19 protein-coding genes are annotated in these 13,541 nt (G+C 68.8%); 15 read left to right on the top strand and 4 right to left on the bottom strand.

Translation table 11 applies throughout. From position 1 onward, the window contains the following. Window positions 1–21: 21 nt before the first annotated feature. Together IW245_RS22115 and IW245_RS22110 are read right to left on the bottom strand one after the other, a co-directional pair. Window positions 22–645, bottom strand: coding sequence for a nitroreductase family protein (locus tag IW245_RS22115; RefSeq protein WP_197005085.1), 624 nt, complete (start codon window positions 643–645; stop codon window positions 22–24). A gap of 70 nt (window positions 646–715) precedes the next feature. Next, window positions 716–1,150 carry a MarR family winged helix-turn-helix transcriptional regulator gene (locus IW245_RS22110; RefSeq protein ID WP_197005084.1) on the bottom strand — a complete coding sequence of 145 codons (435 nt, stop codon included), beginning with the start codon at window positions 1,148–1,150 and terminating at the stop codon, window positions 716–718. Between the two features lie 74 nt (window positions 1,151–1,224). Between IW245_RS22110 and IW245_RS22105 the strand changes: the two genes are divergently transcribed. From IW245_RS22105 to IW245_RS22095, 3 genes are all read left to right on the top strand, one after another. Then, window positions 1,225–1,866, top strand: a complete 642-nt coding sequence (locus IW245_RS22105; protein ID WP_197005083.1) for a maleylpyruvate isomerase family mycothiol-dependent enzyme — start codon at window positions 1,225–1,227, stop codon at window positions 1,864–1,866. A 123-nt stretch (window positions 1,867–1,989) separates the two neighbouring features. Then, on the top strand, window positions 1,990–2,220 hold the full coding sequence (locus IW245_RS22100) for a hypothetical protein (protein WP_197005082.1): 231 nt from the start codon (window positions 1,990–1,992) through the stop codon (window positions 2,218–2,220). A gap of 94 nt (window positions 2,221–2,314) precedes the next feature. Continuing rightward, window positions 2,315–2,554, top strand: a complete 240-nt coding sequence (locus tag IW245_RS22095) for a DUF6289 family protein (protein ID WP_197005081.1) — start codon at window positions 2,315–2,317, stop codon at window positions 2,552–2,554. 86 nt (window positions 2,555–2,640) lie between these two features. On the opposite strand, the gene IW245_RS22090 is transcribed toward IW245_RS22095, so the two are convergent. Further along, a complete protein-coding gene (locus IW245_RS22090) occupies window positions 2,641–2,934 on the bottom strand; it encodes a hypothetical protein (RefSeq protein ID WP_197005080.1) in 294 nt (97 codons plus the stop codon). An 84-nt stretch (window positions 2,935–3,018) separates the two neighbouring features. Here IW245_RS22090 and IW245_RS22085 point away from each other — a divergent pair, with 84 nt between their 5' ends. Next, window positions 3,019–3,327 carry a hypothetical protein gene (locus IW245_RS22085; RefSeq protein ID WP_197005079.1) on the top strand — a complete coding sequence of 103 codons (309 nt, stop codon included), beginning with the start codon at window positions 3,019–3,021 and terminating at the stop codon, window positions 3,325–3,327. Window positions 3,328–3,348: 21 nt separating this feature from the next. Next, a complete protein-coding gene (locus IW245_RS22080) occupies window positions 3,349–3,828 on the top strand; it encodes an NUDIX hydrolase (protein ID WP_197005078.1) in 480 nt (159 codons plus the stop codon). A gap of 162 nt (window positions 3,829–3,990) precedes the next feature. Here the strand turns inward: IW245_RS22080 and IW245_RS22075 are convergent, their stop codons facing one another. After that, window positions 3,991–4,482, bottom strand: coding sequence for a DinB family protein (locus IW245_RS22075; RefSeq protein ID WP_197005077.1), 492 nt, complete (start codon window positions 4,480–4,482; stop codon window positions 3,991–3,993). 191 nt (window positions 4,483–4,673) lie between these two features. Between IW245_RS22075 and IW245_RS22070 the strand changes: the two genes are divergently transcribed. From IW245_RS22070 to IW245_RS22025, 10 genes are all read left to right on the top strand, one after another. Next, entirely contained in the window at window positions 4,674–5,843 is a 1,170-nt protein-coding gene (locus IW245_RS22070) for a glycoside hydrolase family protein (RefSeq protein WP_197005076.1), read from the top strand. A 35-nt stretch (window positions 5,844–5,878) separates the two neighbouring features. Beyond that, the gene (locus IW245_RS22065; RefSeq protein ID WP_197005075.1) at window positions 5,879–6,178 is read left to right on the top strand and encodes a hypothetical protein; all 300 of its coding nucleotides are present in this window, start codon (window positions 5,879–5,881) and stop codon (window positions 6,176–6,178) included. Between the two features lies 1 nt (window position 6,179). After that, window positions 6,180–6,779, top strand: coding sequence for a peroxidase-related enzyme (locus tag IW245_RS22060; protein ID WP_197005074.1), 600 nt, complete (start codon window positions 6,180–6,182; stop codon window positions 6,777–6,779). A gap of 162 nt (window positions 6,780–6,941) precedes the next feature. After that, window positions 6,942–7,328, top strand: a complete 387-nt coding sequence (locus IW245_RS22055; protein WP_197005073.1) for a VOC family protein — start codon at window positions 6,942–6,944, stop codon at window positions 7,326–7,328. Between the two features lie 177 nt (window positions 7,329–7,505). Then, a complete protein-coding gene (locus IW245_RS22050; protein ID WP_197005072.1) occupies window positions 7,506–8,264 on the top strand; it encodes an alpha/beta fold hydrolase in 759 nt (252 codons plus the stop codon). A 337-nt stretch (window positions 8,265–8,601) separates the two neighbouring features. Then, window positions 8,602–9,891 (top strand): ABC transporter substrate-binding protein, encoded by a 1,290-nt coding sequence (locus IW245_RS22045; protein ID WP_197005071.1) that lies wholly within the window; start codon window positions 8,602–8,604, stop codon window positions 9,889–9,891. Window positions 9,892–9,902: 11 nt separating this feature from the next. Then, the gene (locus tag IW245_RS42315; RefSeq protein ID WP_233473054.1) at window positions 9,903–10,853 is read left to right on the top strand and encodes a carbohydrate ABC transporter permease; all 951 of its coding nucleotides are present in this window, start codon (window positions 9,903–9,905) and stop codon (window positions 10,851–10,853) included. Next, the gene (locus IW245_RS22035) at window positions 10,850–11,776 is read left to right on the top strand and encodes a carbohydrate ABC transporter permease (RefSeq protein WP_197005070.1); all 927 of its coding nucleotides are present in this window, start codon (window positions 10,850–10,852) and stop codon (window positions 11,774–11,776) included. The genes IW245_RS42315 and IW245_RS22035 overlap by 4 nt, the downstream gene beginning before the upstream one ends. 3 nt (window positions 11,777–11,779) lie before the next feature. Beyond that, window positions 11,780–13,078: a glycoside hydrolase family 36 protein gene (locus IW245_RS22030; protein WP_197005069.1), complete on the top strand. Its 1,299-nt coding sequence runs from the start codon at window positions 11,780–11,782 to the stop codon at window positions 13,076–13,078. Between the two features lie 58 nt (window positions 13,079–13,136). After that, window positions 13,137–13,514 (top strand): hypothetical protein, encoded by a 378-nt coding sequence (locus tag IW245_RS22025; protein WP_197005068.1) that lies wholly within the window; start codon window positions 13,137–13,139, stop codon window positions 13,512–13,514. Window positions 13,515–13,541 lie beyond the last annotated feature (27 nt).

Genomic DNA, 13,541 nt, shown 5'->3' with positions numbered 1-13,541 from the left:
TCCTGGTCAGGGGCCACCGCGCTACCCGCCCCAATGGCCCCGGTGCACGACCTCGCCCAGCCCCCGCCGCGCCTCCGCGAGCCCGGGCCGCTGCGGCGCGAGATCCTCGGATCGATAACCGATCGCGACCCCGCCCACCGGCGTGTACTCCGCCGGCACCCCGAACTCGGCCCGGAACTCGTCGAGGTGCTCCGCCGTCGGGTAGCCCTCCTTGATTCGCTCCGCCGGGGGGACGAGCCAGAACAGCAGCCCGTCGAGACCCTCGTCCACGGCGGTCAACAACATCAGCAGCGTCGCCATCCCGGTGTCGATGAACCAGTACGGCGCCGGCCAGTTCTCCGCGGTGAGGTTGCTGCCCTTGTTCCGGTAGTGCTCGATGTAGATCGCCTCGTTGGCCAGCGGCACGATGATCAACGGTGCCGCGCAGCTCCCGGGCATGTGCGTGGCCTGGTTCGGCGCGAACCGCCAGAAACGTGCCCGGTCGGCGGCCTCGGTGAGCACGAGAAACGCCCAGCCCTGCGCGAAGCCCGCCGAGGGTGCGCGCAGCGCGCTCGCCAAGATCTTCTCGATCGCCTCGGAGCTGAGTTCCCGATCGGAGAACTGGCGCACCATGCGACGCCGACGGATGACCTCGGTGTACTCCATGCGAAGGATTCTGTCAGTCGATGGGCGATATCGCTGGCCCATACTTTCCTCATCACCGCTCCGATCACCGTCAGGCGTAGGGGTCGGTGATCTCGCGCAGCAGCGTGAGCGCGGCACGCAGCTGCCGCATCTTCTGCGCGCCGAGATGCCGCCCCCACTCCTCCTCAACCTGCGCGGCGACCGCCGCGGCCACCGGAATGGCCTCCAGCCCACGCTCGGCGAACCGGATCAGCCGCGCCCGCGCGTCGGACGGATCAGGCACCCGCTCCACATACCCGGCCTTCTCCAGCTGATCGACGAGGAACGCGGCCGACTGCTTGGTGATCTGGGCCTGCTCGGCCAGGTCCGTCAACCGGGATCCGTCGGGGGCGATCCGCTGCAGGATTCGCGCCTGGGCGACGGTGACGTCGTCGTACCCGGCGGCGGCGATCGCGTCGAGGACGCGCTGCTCCATCGCCCGGTGCGCGATGAACATCAACAGCCCGACGTTGACCGGTCCAGTCATCGACTTCTCCTTGAATTTAGTCAGATTCTCTGACTAATATAGTCAGAGAACTGTACCAAACTTCGGAGGTGGCGATGGACAGGGAAGAGAGCTGGCGGCTGATCGCCGACCAACGGCGCGGCCTCGCCGACCTGCTGTCGGGCCTGGCGCCGGCGGAGTGGGAGACGCCGTCGCTGTGCGCGGGCTGGCGGGTCCGCGACGTCGCCGCGCACGTCGCACTGGCCCCACAGGTCCCCAGCCCGTGGTCGATGCTCGTCGAGGGCGTCCGGGCCCGGGGCAGCTTCCACCGGCTCAACCACGACCTCGCCGTCCGACACGCCGACCGCCCGGCCGCCCAGCTGATCGCCGAGCTGCGCGACCTGGCCGACTCGCGCAGACTGCCCGTGGTCACCAACTACCGCAATATCGTCTTCGACATTCTCGTGCACGGCCAGGACATCGCCGTCCCACTCGGTCGCAGCCATCCGATGCCCGTGGCGGCCGCGCGCGCCGGTGCGGAGCGGGTCTGGTTCATGGGCTGGCCGTTCCGGGCCCGGCGCCGGTTGCGGGGCTACCGGCTGACCGCGACCGACACGGACTGGACGGTCGGCGCGGGCGCGGATATTCAGGGTCCGATCTCCGCCCTCCTGCTTCTGCTGACCGGCCGGGGCGTGGCGCTGTCGCGACTGACCGGCCCTGGCGTCACCGCGCTCTCGGAGGCAAGGGGCGCGCGGTAGTGGCCGCGTCCCGGCGGTCCCAAGGGACCCTGTCACCGGGTATGAGGACGCCGACGGCACCACCGCCTCCTGGTTCCTGACCGCGTACGCCATCTGCGCCACCACCCGCCCGGCACCGAGACGGTGACCTCGACGACGCCGTCGGACTCGTTGAACAAGTCCGCGTCCCCGACCTGCCCGGCCGGCGAGCTTCCGCTGGGCCAGGGCTGGTCCATTACGACGACCGAACCCGGCCGGGTCGTCCCCGACATCGCGATGCCCGCGTCGAACGGGGCGATGACCGTGGCCCGCGAGTCCGGCGCGGTCGGCACGTCCTGGTCACTGAGCGCCCGGGTGGTCCGCGCGACCCGGTAGGGCACAGGTGTCCTCTATGGACGTTTCGGCGATGCCGCACCCTGGCTGGCGTACATAGAATCCTGTCAATGATTCCCGAGCAAGGGAGCTTGAGATGATCCGACGTACCGTCATTGCCGGACTCGTCGCGGCCACCGCCGCGATCACTTTGGTCGTGCCGGCCTCCCCGGCATACGCTCGCGCCTGTTCCTACGGCTCCATCTGCACCACCTACTGGTACAGCGACGCGGCCCACACCAACATGGTCGGGAGCTTGTACGAGGAGTGCGACGGCTCCATCTACAAGTGGGGCACCCACGGCAGCTACGTGACCTTCCGCGAGGACCCCTGCTGAGAAGCGCGCCGGCGTCCGGGAGCCACCGGGCGCCGGCGCACCCCAGTACTTCCTGGGGAACTCGAAGCGCTCAGCGTGACCGGACGTCAGGATGTGTCCGGGACCGAGCCGCCCGGCATGTGGCGGCAAGTCCCGACCATGGAGTCGGAATCGTAAGGTGCCGGCCAGGTGACTTCCATCCCGAGATCGAACGAGTTCCGCCCGAACGCGATCACCTTGTCTGCGGCAGCCTGACGTGCCGCCGCCAGCTCCGCATCGGCAGGAATGTCCAACCGCCCCGACAAAGTCCCACCTTGGGTCGTGTAGATCGAGTAGCGCCACGCGTCGGGACTGCTGAACAGGACGACGTACCGCGGTGGACCCTGGAGTTCCCAGATCATGGGGGCCTCGATTCTTGCCACTCGCTGATTCCTTGCCCGAGCATAGGACCTGAAGGAATCGGGAAGCTGGGCGAGAATGATGCGGTGAGCGAGGACATCCGGCGTGCCGAGTACCTGGTCGAGGCCGCGCGGCGACGATTCGTCCAGGCGGGGCTGCCTCCGGCGGAGACAGCCCTTGACCCCTACGCGCACGGCTGCATGGTCCACCTGGACTTCGCAGGGGACGCGGAGGCCGGGCTTACCTTCACGGTCACGCACCGTTCCGACCGGATCGAGGTCCTCGACGGCGCCGACTACTCCATGTCCGAGTCGGAGCTACTCGAATACCTGGTCATGAGAGCGCGGGGCACTCCTCCCGATCAAGCGTTCACAGCGCGACTCCTACGCGCCTGACCCCGCGTGCCACACTCGGGGATGATCTCGCCGAGACTGCAGACCACCGCCTACATCCTGTCCCCGGACCGCCGCTCCGTCCTCCTGATGCGCCGCGACAAGTACCCCCAGGACATCCACTTCGGGAAGTACATGGGCCTCGGAGGCCACGTCGAAGCCGGCGAGGATCCCGTCACCTGCATCCGCCGCGAGATCGCCGAGGAATCCGGCCTCACCGCCGGAGACCTCACACTGCGCGGCACGGTCATGTGGACCAACTTCGCCAACACGGACGCGCTCTGCTTCATGTTCCGCGTCGACACCTTCACCGGTACCCACCACGGCGGCAACGAGGAGGGCACCCTCGAATGGGTTCCCCTCGCCGAGGTGCGGGACAAGCCGATGTGGGACAGCGACCACGAATGGCTCCCGATGATCTTCGACGACGATCAGCGCCAGTTCCACGGCGTCATGCCCTACGACGGGTACGACATGCTCAGCTGGAGCTATCAGCGGATCTAGCCCCGGCCGGCGGTCCGGGCGCACGTGCCGGCGGGCGGAGTCGCCGCACCGCTCGTCGTTCCTCCGCTTGCACCGCCCGGGACAAGTGTCGGACCACATTGTGCCCAACGGCCGAGCGCCCCGGGGTCGACGGTCCGACCCCGGGAGCCGGCGCACCCCGCCTCAACCCATCGACTTCGCCCCGTCCAGCGACTCCCGGATGATGTCCGCGTGCCCGGCGTGCTGGGACGTCTCCGCGATCAGGTGCAGCAGCACCCGCCGCGCCGACCAGCGCGCGCCCGGCTCGAACCACGGCGCCGGCGGCAGCGGCTGGTCGGCGTCGAGATCCAGGGTCGCGATCAGCTCGTCGGTCCGGGCGGCGACCTTCTCGTACTCCGCGAGCAACCCCTCCAGGGTCTCGTGCTCGAACATCGTGTGCAGCGCGGCCCAGGCCTCCCAGTCCTCGCCCGTCATGAACGCATCCGGGCCGGTGAGGATGAAGTCCACCCAGACTTTCTCGGTCGCGGCGACGTGCTTGATCAGGCCGCCCAGGTGCAGGGCGCTGACCGTGGTGCGCTTGCGGGCGTCGGTGTCCCCGAGGTCGCGGGTCGTGTTGCGCAGGAAGAAGCGGTGCTTCGCCAGGGTCTCGACCAGGTCGGCGCGCTCGCGGTTCATGACTGTCCTCCAGGACTTCGCTCTCGATGTTCTGGATGCAGCCTAGAACGCTATTAGGTCAGCATCGTTCCTAAATGACAACCGAATGGTTCCGGCTCCATGAGGCCGGCACCGGGCGTAACGTCCCCCTTGTGGACCGGCGCGCCGCCGACCCGAGGGTGTCGGCGTGCCGAGACGGGGGAGGCGTTCGGATGGCTCACGCGCTGGTCAGACTCTGCGCCGCGTCGGCCGCGCTCGCGGTCGCCCTCACCATCGCCGGCCCAGCCGGTGCCGCACCCGCTGGGGCCCTTGCCGCTCCAGGCATCGCCGGCCCCGCACGAGCCTCCGGATCGGCCACAGCCGCGCCCGCACCCGACCGTTCCCTGTTCGACCGCCAGGACCTCATCTACGGCAGCGAGATCGGTTCCTGGGAGACCGACGGCGGCCGGGCGATCCACGACCCCACCACCAGGGAGAACGTCCGCGCCGCCCGGATCAGGGTCATCCGCTGGGGACAGTGGTCCAGGTTCGACGACGTCCGCCAGCCGCTGGCCGAGTTCGACGCGGTCCTCGCCGGCATCGGCGAACTCGGCGCGGTACCCCTGATCAAGTTGCCCCCGATCCGGGACGGGCAGTGCGGCGACGGCCCGGACGACTGGAGCCTGGACTGGCTCGAGGAGATCATCCGGGCGGCCGGTCCCCGGGTGTCGCTGTACGAGTTCGGCAACGAACCCGACCACTACTGCGACTGGAGCAGCCTCGACTACCTGAGCTGGTGGGTGGACGTGGTGCCCCAGTTGAAGCGCTACGCCCGGTCGCTCGGGTTCGAGATCTTCGTCGGCGGGCCGGCGCTGGCCAACAGCGACGCCCGGAGCCTTGCGTTCCTGCGCCGGTACCTGGCGCTGGTGGGGGCGACCTACCGGGCCACCCGGGACCGGGACTTCGTGCCCGACTTCGTGTCCAGCCACACCTACCTGACCGCCGAGGAGAACGCGACGCCCGAGTCGATGCGGGCGCGGATCGACGCGTGGGGCACCTGGTACGACGACCTCCGGGCGACGATCGACTCCACCCTGCAGGGGCTGCGCGACCGCACCGGCGCGCCCCTCGGGCCGCAGATCCCGGTCGCCGACACCGAATGGAATTACACCATCGACAACGCCGACCCCAGGGCGGAGGACCCGGCATACGCGGACTTCTACGTCCGGGCCATGTTCGCCATGCTGCGCGCGCACGACGTCTGGCTGTCGTGCCAGTTCACCATCGCCTCGCACGGCGGGGGCGCGCTGGACCTGCTCCGCGCGGACGGGACGGCCAAGCCCCTGTACACGGCATACCAGGCCGTGAGCACCGCCGATCCCGAGAACCCGCCACGTTCCTGACCCATCTGACGATCACTGCGCGTAATGTCCAGCCTGTGGATCGGCATGCCCTGGCGGTCATGGACCTGCGGTACGCGGTGCTCGCCTCGCCCGGTGCCGTCGAGCAGGCCACGCGCGAGGCGGCGCACTACGAGACCCCGCTGCCCGAGCCGTGGGCGGACTATGTCGCGAAGGTGCGCGACGCGTCGTACAAGATCACAGACGCCGACATCGAGGGCTTGATCGCGGCCGGGTGCTCCGAGGACGCGATCTTCGAGCTGACCCTGGCCGCCGCGATCGGCGCGGCCACCCGGCGTCTCGACGCGGGGCTGCGCGCTGTCCGGGAGGCGGACTGACGTGCGCCTGCGGGTCCTCGACCAGGGTCACCGGCCGCGCCAGCGCCTCGCGTTGCGGCTGATGCGCCTGCTGTCCCGCACCGATCCGGACCCGGTGGTGCAGGTGTCGCTGTACCGGCCGGAACTCTTCGGCCGCCCCTGGACACGTTTCATCGAGTCCGCGATGCGCGGCCCTTCGGAGTGGAGCGAGGGGGAGCGGGAGCTGTTCGGCGCGTTCGTGTCCAGGCTCAACGCGTGCCGGTTCTGCGTCGGCGTGCACGAGGCCACCACGACAATTCTGCTCGGCGGCGAGGACGTCGAACGGCTCGACCACTGGCAGGACGGCGGCTTCGAGCCCAAGGTCGCGGCGATGTTCGCGCTGCTGGAGAAGGTGACCCTGGAACCCGACGCCGTCCGGACGGCCGACGTGCGGGCCGTCCGCGCGGCCGGGGTGTCGGACACGGCAATCCTGGACGCCCTGTATGTCGGGTTCCTGTTCAACACGGTGAACCGGCTGGCCAACGCGTTGGACTTCACGTGGCGCACCGACGCCGACCGGATCCGCCTCGCGTCGAACCTGGTCCGGATCCGCTACCACGTCCCGGACTTCCTACTCCGCTAAACCCACAACCGTCATTCGATTACGGAGGTTCCTGTCCCGACAACAGCGGCCGAAGCCCAGCCTGGCCGCCCCACCTCAGAAGGCGACCACACCAGTCCAACCCGACCGAGTCCGAGCCTGACTGGGCCGGCGAGGCGGCCTCAGGCAGGGCATGATCGACGCATGGTTCATCTCGGACTCGTGACCCTCGTCGTACGCGACTACGACGAGGCCATCGCCTTCTACACCGGCTCCGTCGGCTTCGACCTCACCGCCGACACCGCTTTCCCCGACGGCAAACGCTGGGTCGTGGTGACCCCGCCCGGCGCGCGGACCGGCCTCCTCCTCGCCGAGGCCACCACCCCGGAGCAGGCCGCGCGGATCGGCGACCAGACCGGCGGCCGGGTTGCCCTGTTCCTGTACACGGAGGACTTCGACGCCGACCACGCACGGATGACCGCGGCCGGAGTGACATTCCTGGAGGAGCCGCGCCGGGAGTCCTATGGAACGGTCGCCGTCTTCGAGGACCTTTACGGCACCCGTTGGGACCTCATCCAACACGCCACCTGAGGCACAATTCCCGAAGGTGAATGAAGCCCCACAAGCGCGGGAAATTCACCGCCGAACGCCAAAGCGGAAAGGCGTCCTCCGAATGGGACATGGACGTCAGGAGAAATTGCACACCGTAAAAGTGCAATGGTTGGTAACAATTGGCTATCGGGCCGCCAATGGTGTGAACATGACGCGATGGCTGAGCTTTTCCGTGACATCGCCGTCGCGGCCGAGGTGCCGATCGTGGTCCGCGACCACGGCGGCGAGGGCCCCGACGTCGTCCTCCTGCACGGCGGCGGGCGCACCCTCGAGGACTGGCGCTGGGTCGTTCCGCATCTGCAGAACGCCGGCCGGCGGGTCGTCGCCATGGACCTGCGCGGACACGGCCATTCCGGCCGCGCGCCGTGGACGTGGGACGGCGCGGTCGCAGACCTCGAAGCCGTCGTCGACCAACTGGGGCTCGACCGGCCGACCGTCATCGGCCACTCGCTGGGCGGGATGCTCGCGACACTGTGGGCGGTGCGGCACCCGGAGTGCCCGCTCGCGGTGAACGTCGAGGGGTTCGGCGCGCCCCGGGGTCCGGAGGACTTCGATCTGCCGGCCGATGAGGCGAAGGCGGCGTGCACCGTGGTCTCCGGGTTCCTGGCGGGGTTGGCGGCGGACGGGGATCCGGCGTTCGCCCGGCTGCTCGGCGCGATCGGGGAGTTCGACCTGTGGGGCACGCTCCGGGCGGTGCGCGGTCCTGTCCTGGTGGTCGCGGGGGAGCGGTGCGAGCACCTGCCAGAACCCCTGGCTGCGGCGATGACGGCCCGCCGGCAGACCATTTTCCGGGTACTCGCCGCCCTCGCCCCCGAACTTCCCCACCTGGAGACGGCGTTCCTGCCGACCGGCCACGACGTGCATCTGGAGGAGCCGGCCCGTCTCGTCCGCACCATCCTCGCCGCGCGCGCCTGACGGGGCCCGGCGCCCCGCCCCGCAGTAGGTACCTGGGCTGATTTCCGTCTGGCGGCAACCGTCGTTGACCGCCTCATACCCCCTCACCACACTCATGCCGAGGCTTGGAGCCCGGCATGAGGGTTGTGGTGACCTGTTTGGGGTATCCAAAATAGCCAGACATCGGATGACCGTGAGGTTCAGGTGTCCAATGTGCGGCTTCTACTCCGACTGCTGTGCATCTTTGCACGGGATGGTCGGATGAGTTCGTTGACAAACGGTGGTCGATGGCGTAATCGTTGTTCGTCTATGAAGATTCACGTTTGATTCTTGCCATCTTTCACCCCATGGAGGGGTCATGTCACGACTCGCCGGCCACCCATTTTCCCGTCGCACCGCCCTGCGCGGTGGGGTCGCCGCCGCTGGCGCGCTGACGCTGCCGACCCTGGCGGCGTGTAGCAGCGGCCCCAAGGACGCCGGCGGCACGACGGTCACCCTCGGCTCGAACTTCTCCGACGCGCTGCCGAAGAAGGCCCTCGCCGACGCCGGCACGGGGTTCGAGAAGAAGAGCGGCAAGACGCTGAAGATCAACACCATCGAGCACACCACGTTCCAGGAGCAGATCAACCAGTACCTCAAGGGCAGCCCGGACGACGTGTTCAGCTGGTTCGCCGGGTACCGGATGCAGTTCTTCGCCAAGCAGGGCCTGGCCACCGACGTCTCGGACGTGTGGAAGGAGATCGGCGGCGGCTACACCGACGCGTTCAAGAAGGCGTCCACCGGCGAGGACGGCAAGCAGTACTTCGTGCCCTACTACCTCTACCCGTGGGCCGTGTTCTACCGGCCGAGCGTGTGGAAGGAGAAGGGGTACACGGTCCCGAAGACCTGGGACGAGTACCGCACGCTGGCCGCGAAGATGAAGACCGACGGGCTGACCCCGATCGCGTTCGCCGCCAAGGAGGGCTGGCCGGCGATGGGCACGTTCGACTACATCAACATGCGCCTCAACGGCTACGACTTCCACGTCTCCCTGATGGCCGGCAAGGAGTCCTGGGAGGACAAGAAGGTCAAGGCCGTCTTCGACAACTGGGCCTCCATCCTCCCGCACACCCAGGCCGGCGCGCTCGGCCTGACCTGGCAGGAGGGCGCGCAGGCCCTGCAGAAGAAGCAGGCCGGCATGCACGTCCTGGGCCTGTTCGTCGGCAACCAGTTCTCCGACGAGGAGCGCAAGGACCTGGACTTCTTCGCGTTCCCCGAGCTCGACCCGGCCAACGGGCAGAAGGCCGTGGAGGCCCCGATCGACGGCTGGATGATCACGAAGAAGGCCAAGAACGTCGCCGGCGCCAAGGAGCTGCTGAAGTACTTCGCGACCCCGGAGGCGCAGGGCGCGTACCTGGGCAGCGACCCGAACAACGTCGCCACCCACAAGGGCGCGGACACCAGCACCTACACCCCGTTGCAGAAGAAGGCCGTCGAGCTGATCAGCGGGGCGCAGAACATCTCCCAGTTCATGGACCGCGACACCCGGCCCGACTTCGCCACCACGGTGATGATCCCGTCCCTGCAGGAGTTCCTGAAGAACCCGAAGGACGTGGACAGCATCTGCAAGAACATCGAGAGCCAGAAGAAGAACATCTTCAAGGACTAGGGGCTCGCACCGTGGCACAACCCTCGCTCGAAGCCCGCTCCCCGGTGGGTTCGGCTCCCAGCTCCCCGGCGGCGCCCTCGCGGCGCCGCCGGTCGGCGCGCAAACGCCGGTTCACCCGCCGCGACCTCGCGGTGTTCGCCCTCCTCGTCGGCATCCCGGTGCTCCTCGAGGTGGCACTGATCTGGGGCCCGACCATCGCGTCGGTCGCGCTGTCCTTCAGCCGCTGGGACGGCATCTCGCCCCTGCGCTGGATCGGCGGCGAGAACTACACCCAGATCGTGCGCGACTACCCGCCCTTCTGGCCGGCCGTCTGGCACAACGTGCTCTGGCTGGGTTTCCTCGGCTTCATCGCCACCCCGCTGGGGCTCTTCTTCGCGGTACTCCTCGATAAGGGCATCCGGTTCACCCGCCTCTACCAGAGCGCCCTGTACCTGCCGGTGGTGCTGTCCCTGGCCGTCGTCGGCTTCATCGCCCAGCTGATCTACTCCCGCGACGGGGTGCTCAACGCCATCGGCGGCACGAAGATCGACTGGATCGGCGACCCGCACATCAACCTGTGGGCCGTGCTCGCCCTGGTCGCGTGGAAACACACCGGGTACGTGATGATCCTGTACCTGGCCGGCCTCAAGGCCGTCGACCCGACCCTCAAGGAGGCCGCGTCGATCGACGGGGCCAACGAGGCGCAGACCTTCGTCAAGGTCGTGTTCCCGGCGATGCGGCCGATCAACGTGATCGTGCTGGTGATCACCGTGATCGAGGCGCTGCGGGCGTTCGACATCGTGTACGTGGTCAACAAGGGCCGCAACGGCCTGGAACTGCTGTCCGTACTCGTCAGCGCCAACATCGTCGGCGAGGCCAGCCGGATCGGGTTCGGCTCCGCGCTCGCCGTCATCCTGCTCACGATCTCCCTCGGGTTCGTCGTGATCTACCTCGTCCAGGTCTTCCGGGAGGACGCACAATGACCGTCGCCGTCGCCGAGGCCCCGCTGCCCGCCGGGGCCCGGGAGCCGGGAGAACGCCCTGCCCGCCGCCGGGTCAAACCAGCCCGTGTCGTCCTGCACGCCTTCCTGGTCCTGGTGTCCCTCGGCTGGCTCGCCCCGGTGCTGCTGTCCGTCTACGCCTCCCTGCGCCCGTACCAGGAGACCGCCGAGTACGGCTACCTGTCCTGGCCCCGGCACCTCACCCTGCACTACTACACCCAGGCGTGGCAGGACGCCGAGATGCCCAAGTACTACCTGAACTCCCTGGTCATCGCGATCCCGGCCGTGTTGGTGACCCTGTTCCTCGCCTCGTTCCTGGCGTTCGCGATCACCCGGCAGAAGATCCCCGGCGGCAAGATCCTGTTGGTCATGTTCACCGCCGGCAACCTGCTGCCGCCCCAGGTGCTCCTCATCCCGCTGTACACGCTGTTCAACCGGATCCCGCTGCCGTACGCCATGTCGGACTCCGAACTGCTCTACGACTCCTACTGGGGCGTCATCCTGATCCACGTCGCCTTCCAGACCGGGTTCTGCGTGTTCGTGCTGTCCAACTACATGCGCACCATCCCGCACGAGCTGACCGAGGCGGCGGTGATGGACGGGGCGGGCGTGTGGCGGCAGTACCGGCAGATCGTCCTGCCCTTATGTCGGCCAGCGCTCGGCGCGCTCGCGACGCTGGAGTTCACCTGGATCTACAACGACTTCCTCTGGGCGCTGGTCCTGATCTCCACCGGGGACAAGATGCCCGTGACGACGGCCTTGCAGAACCTGCGCGGCCAGTTCTTCACCGACTACAACCTGCTGGCGGCCGGGGCGGTCCTCGTCGCGTTGCCGACGGTGTTCGTGTTCTCGCTGCTGCAGAAGCAGTTCGTGGCCGGGCTGACGCTCGGCGCCAACAAGGGGTGACGTGTGCGACCTGTCGACGAGATTCCCGTGGACCCGGCCCGAGCCAGGATCTACGAGCACGGCTGGCAGAGCTGGAGTCCGACCGCGTGGCATCCGGCTACCGGCACCTCGCCGCGCCCGGTCCGGCCGCCGACCCAGGTGATGAGCTACCGCCCCGGCAAACCCGGTCCCGAAGTGGGGTTCCACGGGGAGGGGCTGTTGGCGGTGGACCCCGGCGACGGCGGGCCGGTGCGGGTCTACTCCGGTGGTGAGGACGTGCCGTCGATCCGGGCGGCACTCGTGGACGGCCACGTGGTGGTCTCAGCCGACGGCCCGGTCACCATGACCTCCAACGGGAGCGCCACGGTCGACCCCCTGGCTGCCTGGGCCGACGACTTCGCCCGCGCCGCCGGCATGGGCCCGATCCGCCCGGCCCCCACCGCCTGGTGTTCCTGGTACCACTACTACACCGACGTCACCGAGGCCGACATCCTGGAGAACCTCGACGCCATCCACCGCGCCGCCCTGCCCGTCGACGTGATCCAGATCGATGACGGCTGGCAGTCCGGGATCGGCGACTGGCTCACCCTGTCCGGCCGGTTCGACTCGCTGACGGAACTGACCGCGCGGATCGCCGGTACCGGTCGACGGTCCGGGATCTGGGTCGCCCCCTTCCTGGTCGGCGCGCGCAGCGAACTGGCCGCCGAGCACCCCGACTGGCTGATCGGCGACGCCGGCCACAACTGGGACCAGGACCTGCGCGGCCTCGACCTGACCAACCCGGCCGTCACCGACCACCTCCGCGCGGTCTTCACCGGCCTGCACGAGGCTGGTTTCGACTACTTCAAAATCGATTTCCTGTACGCCGGAGCCCTCCCCGGCCCCCGCCAGTCCGGCCAGACCCCCCTGGAGGCGTACGCCACCGGCATGCGCGCCATCCGCGAGGCGATCGGCGACTCCTACCTCCTTGGCTGCGGGGCCCCGATCCTGCCCAGCGTCGGCCTGGTCGACGGCATGCGGGTGTCGGCGGACGTGGACCCGGCGTACGCGCCGCACGACGGCGACCTGTCCCAGCCCTCCCAGGCCGGTGCCGCGCTGTCCACGGTCGGCAGGGCCTTCCAGCACGGCCGGTTCTGGGTGAACGACCCCGACTGCCTGATCGTCCGGCCGGCCGTGGAACGCCGCGAGGAGTGGGCGGAGGTGGTGGCCGGCTACGGCGGGCTGCGCTCGTGCTCGGACCGGATCGCCGACCTGGACGCCTGGGGCCTGGAAACCACCCGCCACCTCCTGGCCACGGTCCCACCCCCGCTGCCATTCGCCTGATCACCACCACCGGCGCGATCGACTGGTATCTGGTTGCCACCGGCGGCAGCATGAACCTATGACGGTTGAATCGGCGGCCTCGCTGCCGCCCAGAGTTGGGGACGCCGACCTGGTTCGGCTGCTCGCGCTCTATCGGGAACTCGTCGCGTCGCCAGAGCTCAACGAGCGGCTGGAGGCCGTGCTCAGCCCGTCGGACAACGTCAGGCCGCTCTGCCGGGCGCGCGACGTGAGCTTTTCGATGCCCGAAGAGTTGACTGCGGCTGTTCAGCGGCGGGTGGGGCGTGGCGCGTTCAGCCAGTACGTGACGCAAGCCGTCGCGAAGCAACTCGAGATGGACCTGCTGGCCGAGTTGTCCGCGATCCTCGAGACCGAACACGGTCCGGTATCCGAACAAGCGTTGGCGGAGGCGGGTGCGGGGTGGCCGGACGCCCAGTAGCCACCGGCGGCGCGCTTGTCATGGACA

Source organism: Longispora fulva, from assembly GCF_015751905.1.
GTDB lineage: Bacteria > Actinomycetota > Actinomycetes > Mycobacteriales > Micromonosporaceae > Longispora > Longispora fulva.
The sequence above is the reverse complement of the archived record's forward strand: the minus strand, read 5'-3'. Positions and strand labels throughout refer to the sequence as shown.

Excerpts from the sequence above, each read along its gene's own strand:
- IW245_RS22115 (WP_197005085.1), bottom strand. The coding sequence starts at position 645 with ATGGAGTACACCGAGGTCATCCGTCGGCGTCGCATGGTGCGCCAGTTC.
- IW245_RS22110 (WP_197005084.1), bottom strand. The coding sequence starts at position 1,150 with ATGACTGGACCGGTCAACGTCGGGCTGTTGATGTTCATCGCGCACCGG.
- IW245_RS22105 (WP_197005083.1), top strand. The coding sequence starts at position 1,225 with ATGGACAGGGAAGAGAGCTGGCGGCTGATCGCCGACCAACGGCGCGGC.
- IW245_RS22095 (WP_197005081.1), top strand. The coding sequence starts at position 2,315 with ATGATCCGACGTACCGTCATTGCCGGACTCGTCGCGGCCACCGCCGCG.
- IW245_RS22090 (WP_197005080.1), bottom strand. The coding sequence starts at position 2,934 with ATGATCTGGGAACTCCAGGGTCCACCGCGGTACGTCGTCCTGTTCAGC.
- IW245_RS22080 (WP_197005078.1), top strand. The coding sequence starts at position 3,349 with ATGATCTCGCCGAGACTGCAGACCACCGCCTACATCCTGTCCCCGGAC.
- IW245_RS22075 (WP_197005077.1), bottom strand. The coding sequence starts at position 4,482 with ATGAACCGCGAGCGCGCCGACCTGGTCGAGACCCTGGCGAAGCACCGC.
- IW245_RS22070 (WP_197005076.1), top strand. The coding sequence starts at position 4,674 with ATGGCTCACGCGCTGGTCAGACTCTGCGCCGCGTCGGCCGCGCTCGCG.
- IW245_RS22055 (WP_197005073.1), top strand. The coding sequence starts at position 6,942 with ATGGTTCATCTCGGACTCGTGACCCTCGTCGTACGCGACTACGACGAG.
- IW245_RS22050 (WP_197005072.1), top strand. The coding sequence starts at position 7,506 with ATGGCTGAGCTTTTCCGTGACATCGCCGTCGCGGCCGAGGTGCCGATC.
- IW245_RS22045 (WP_197005071.1), top strand. The coding sequence starts at position 8,602 with ATGTCACGACTCGCCGGCCACCCATTTTCCCGTCGCACCGCCCTGCGC.
- IW245_RS22035 (WP_197005070.1), top strand. The coding sequence starts at position 10,850 with ATGACCGTCGCCGTCGCCGAGGCCCCGCTGCCCGCCGGGGCCCGGGAG.
- IW245_RS22025 (WP_197005068.1), top strand. The coding sequence starts at position 13,137 with ATGACGGTTGAATCGGCGGCCTCGCTGCCGCCCAGAGTTGGGGACGCC.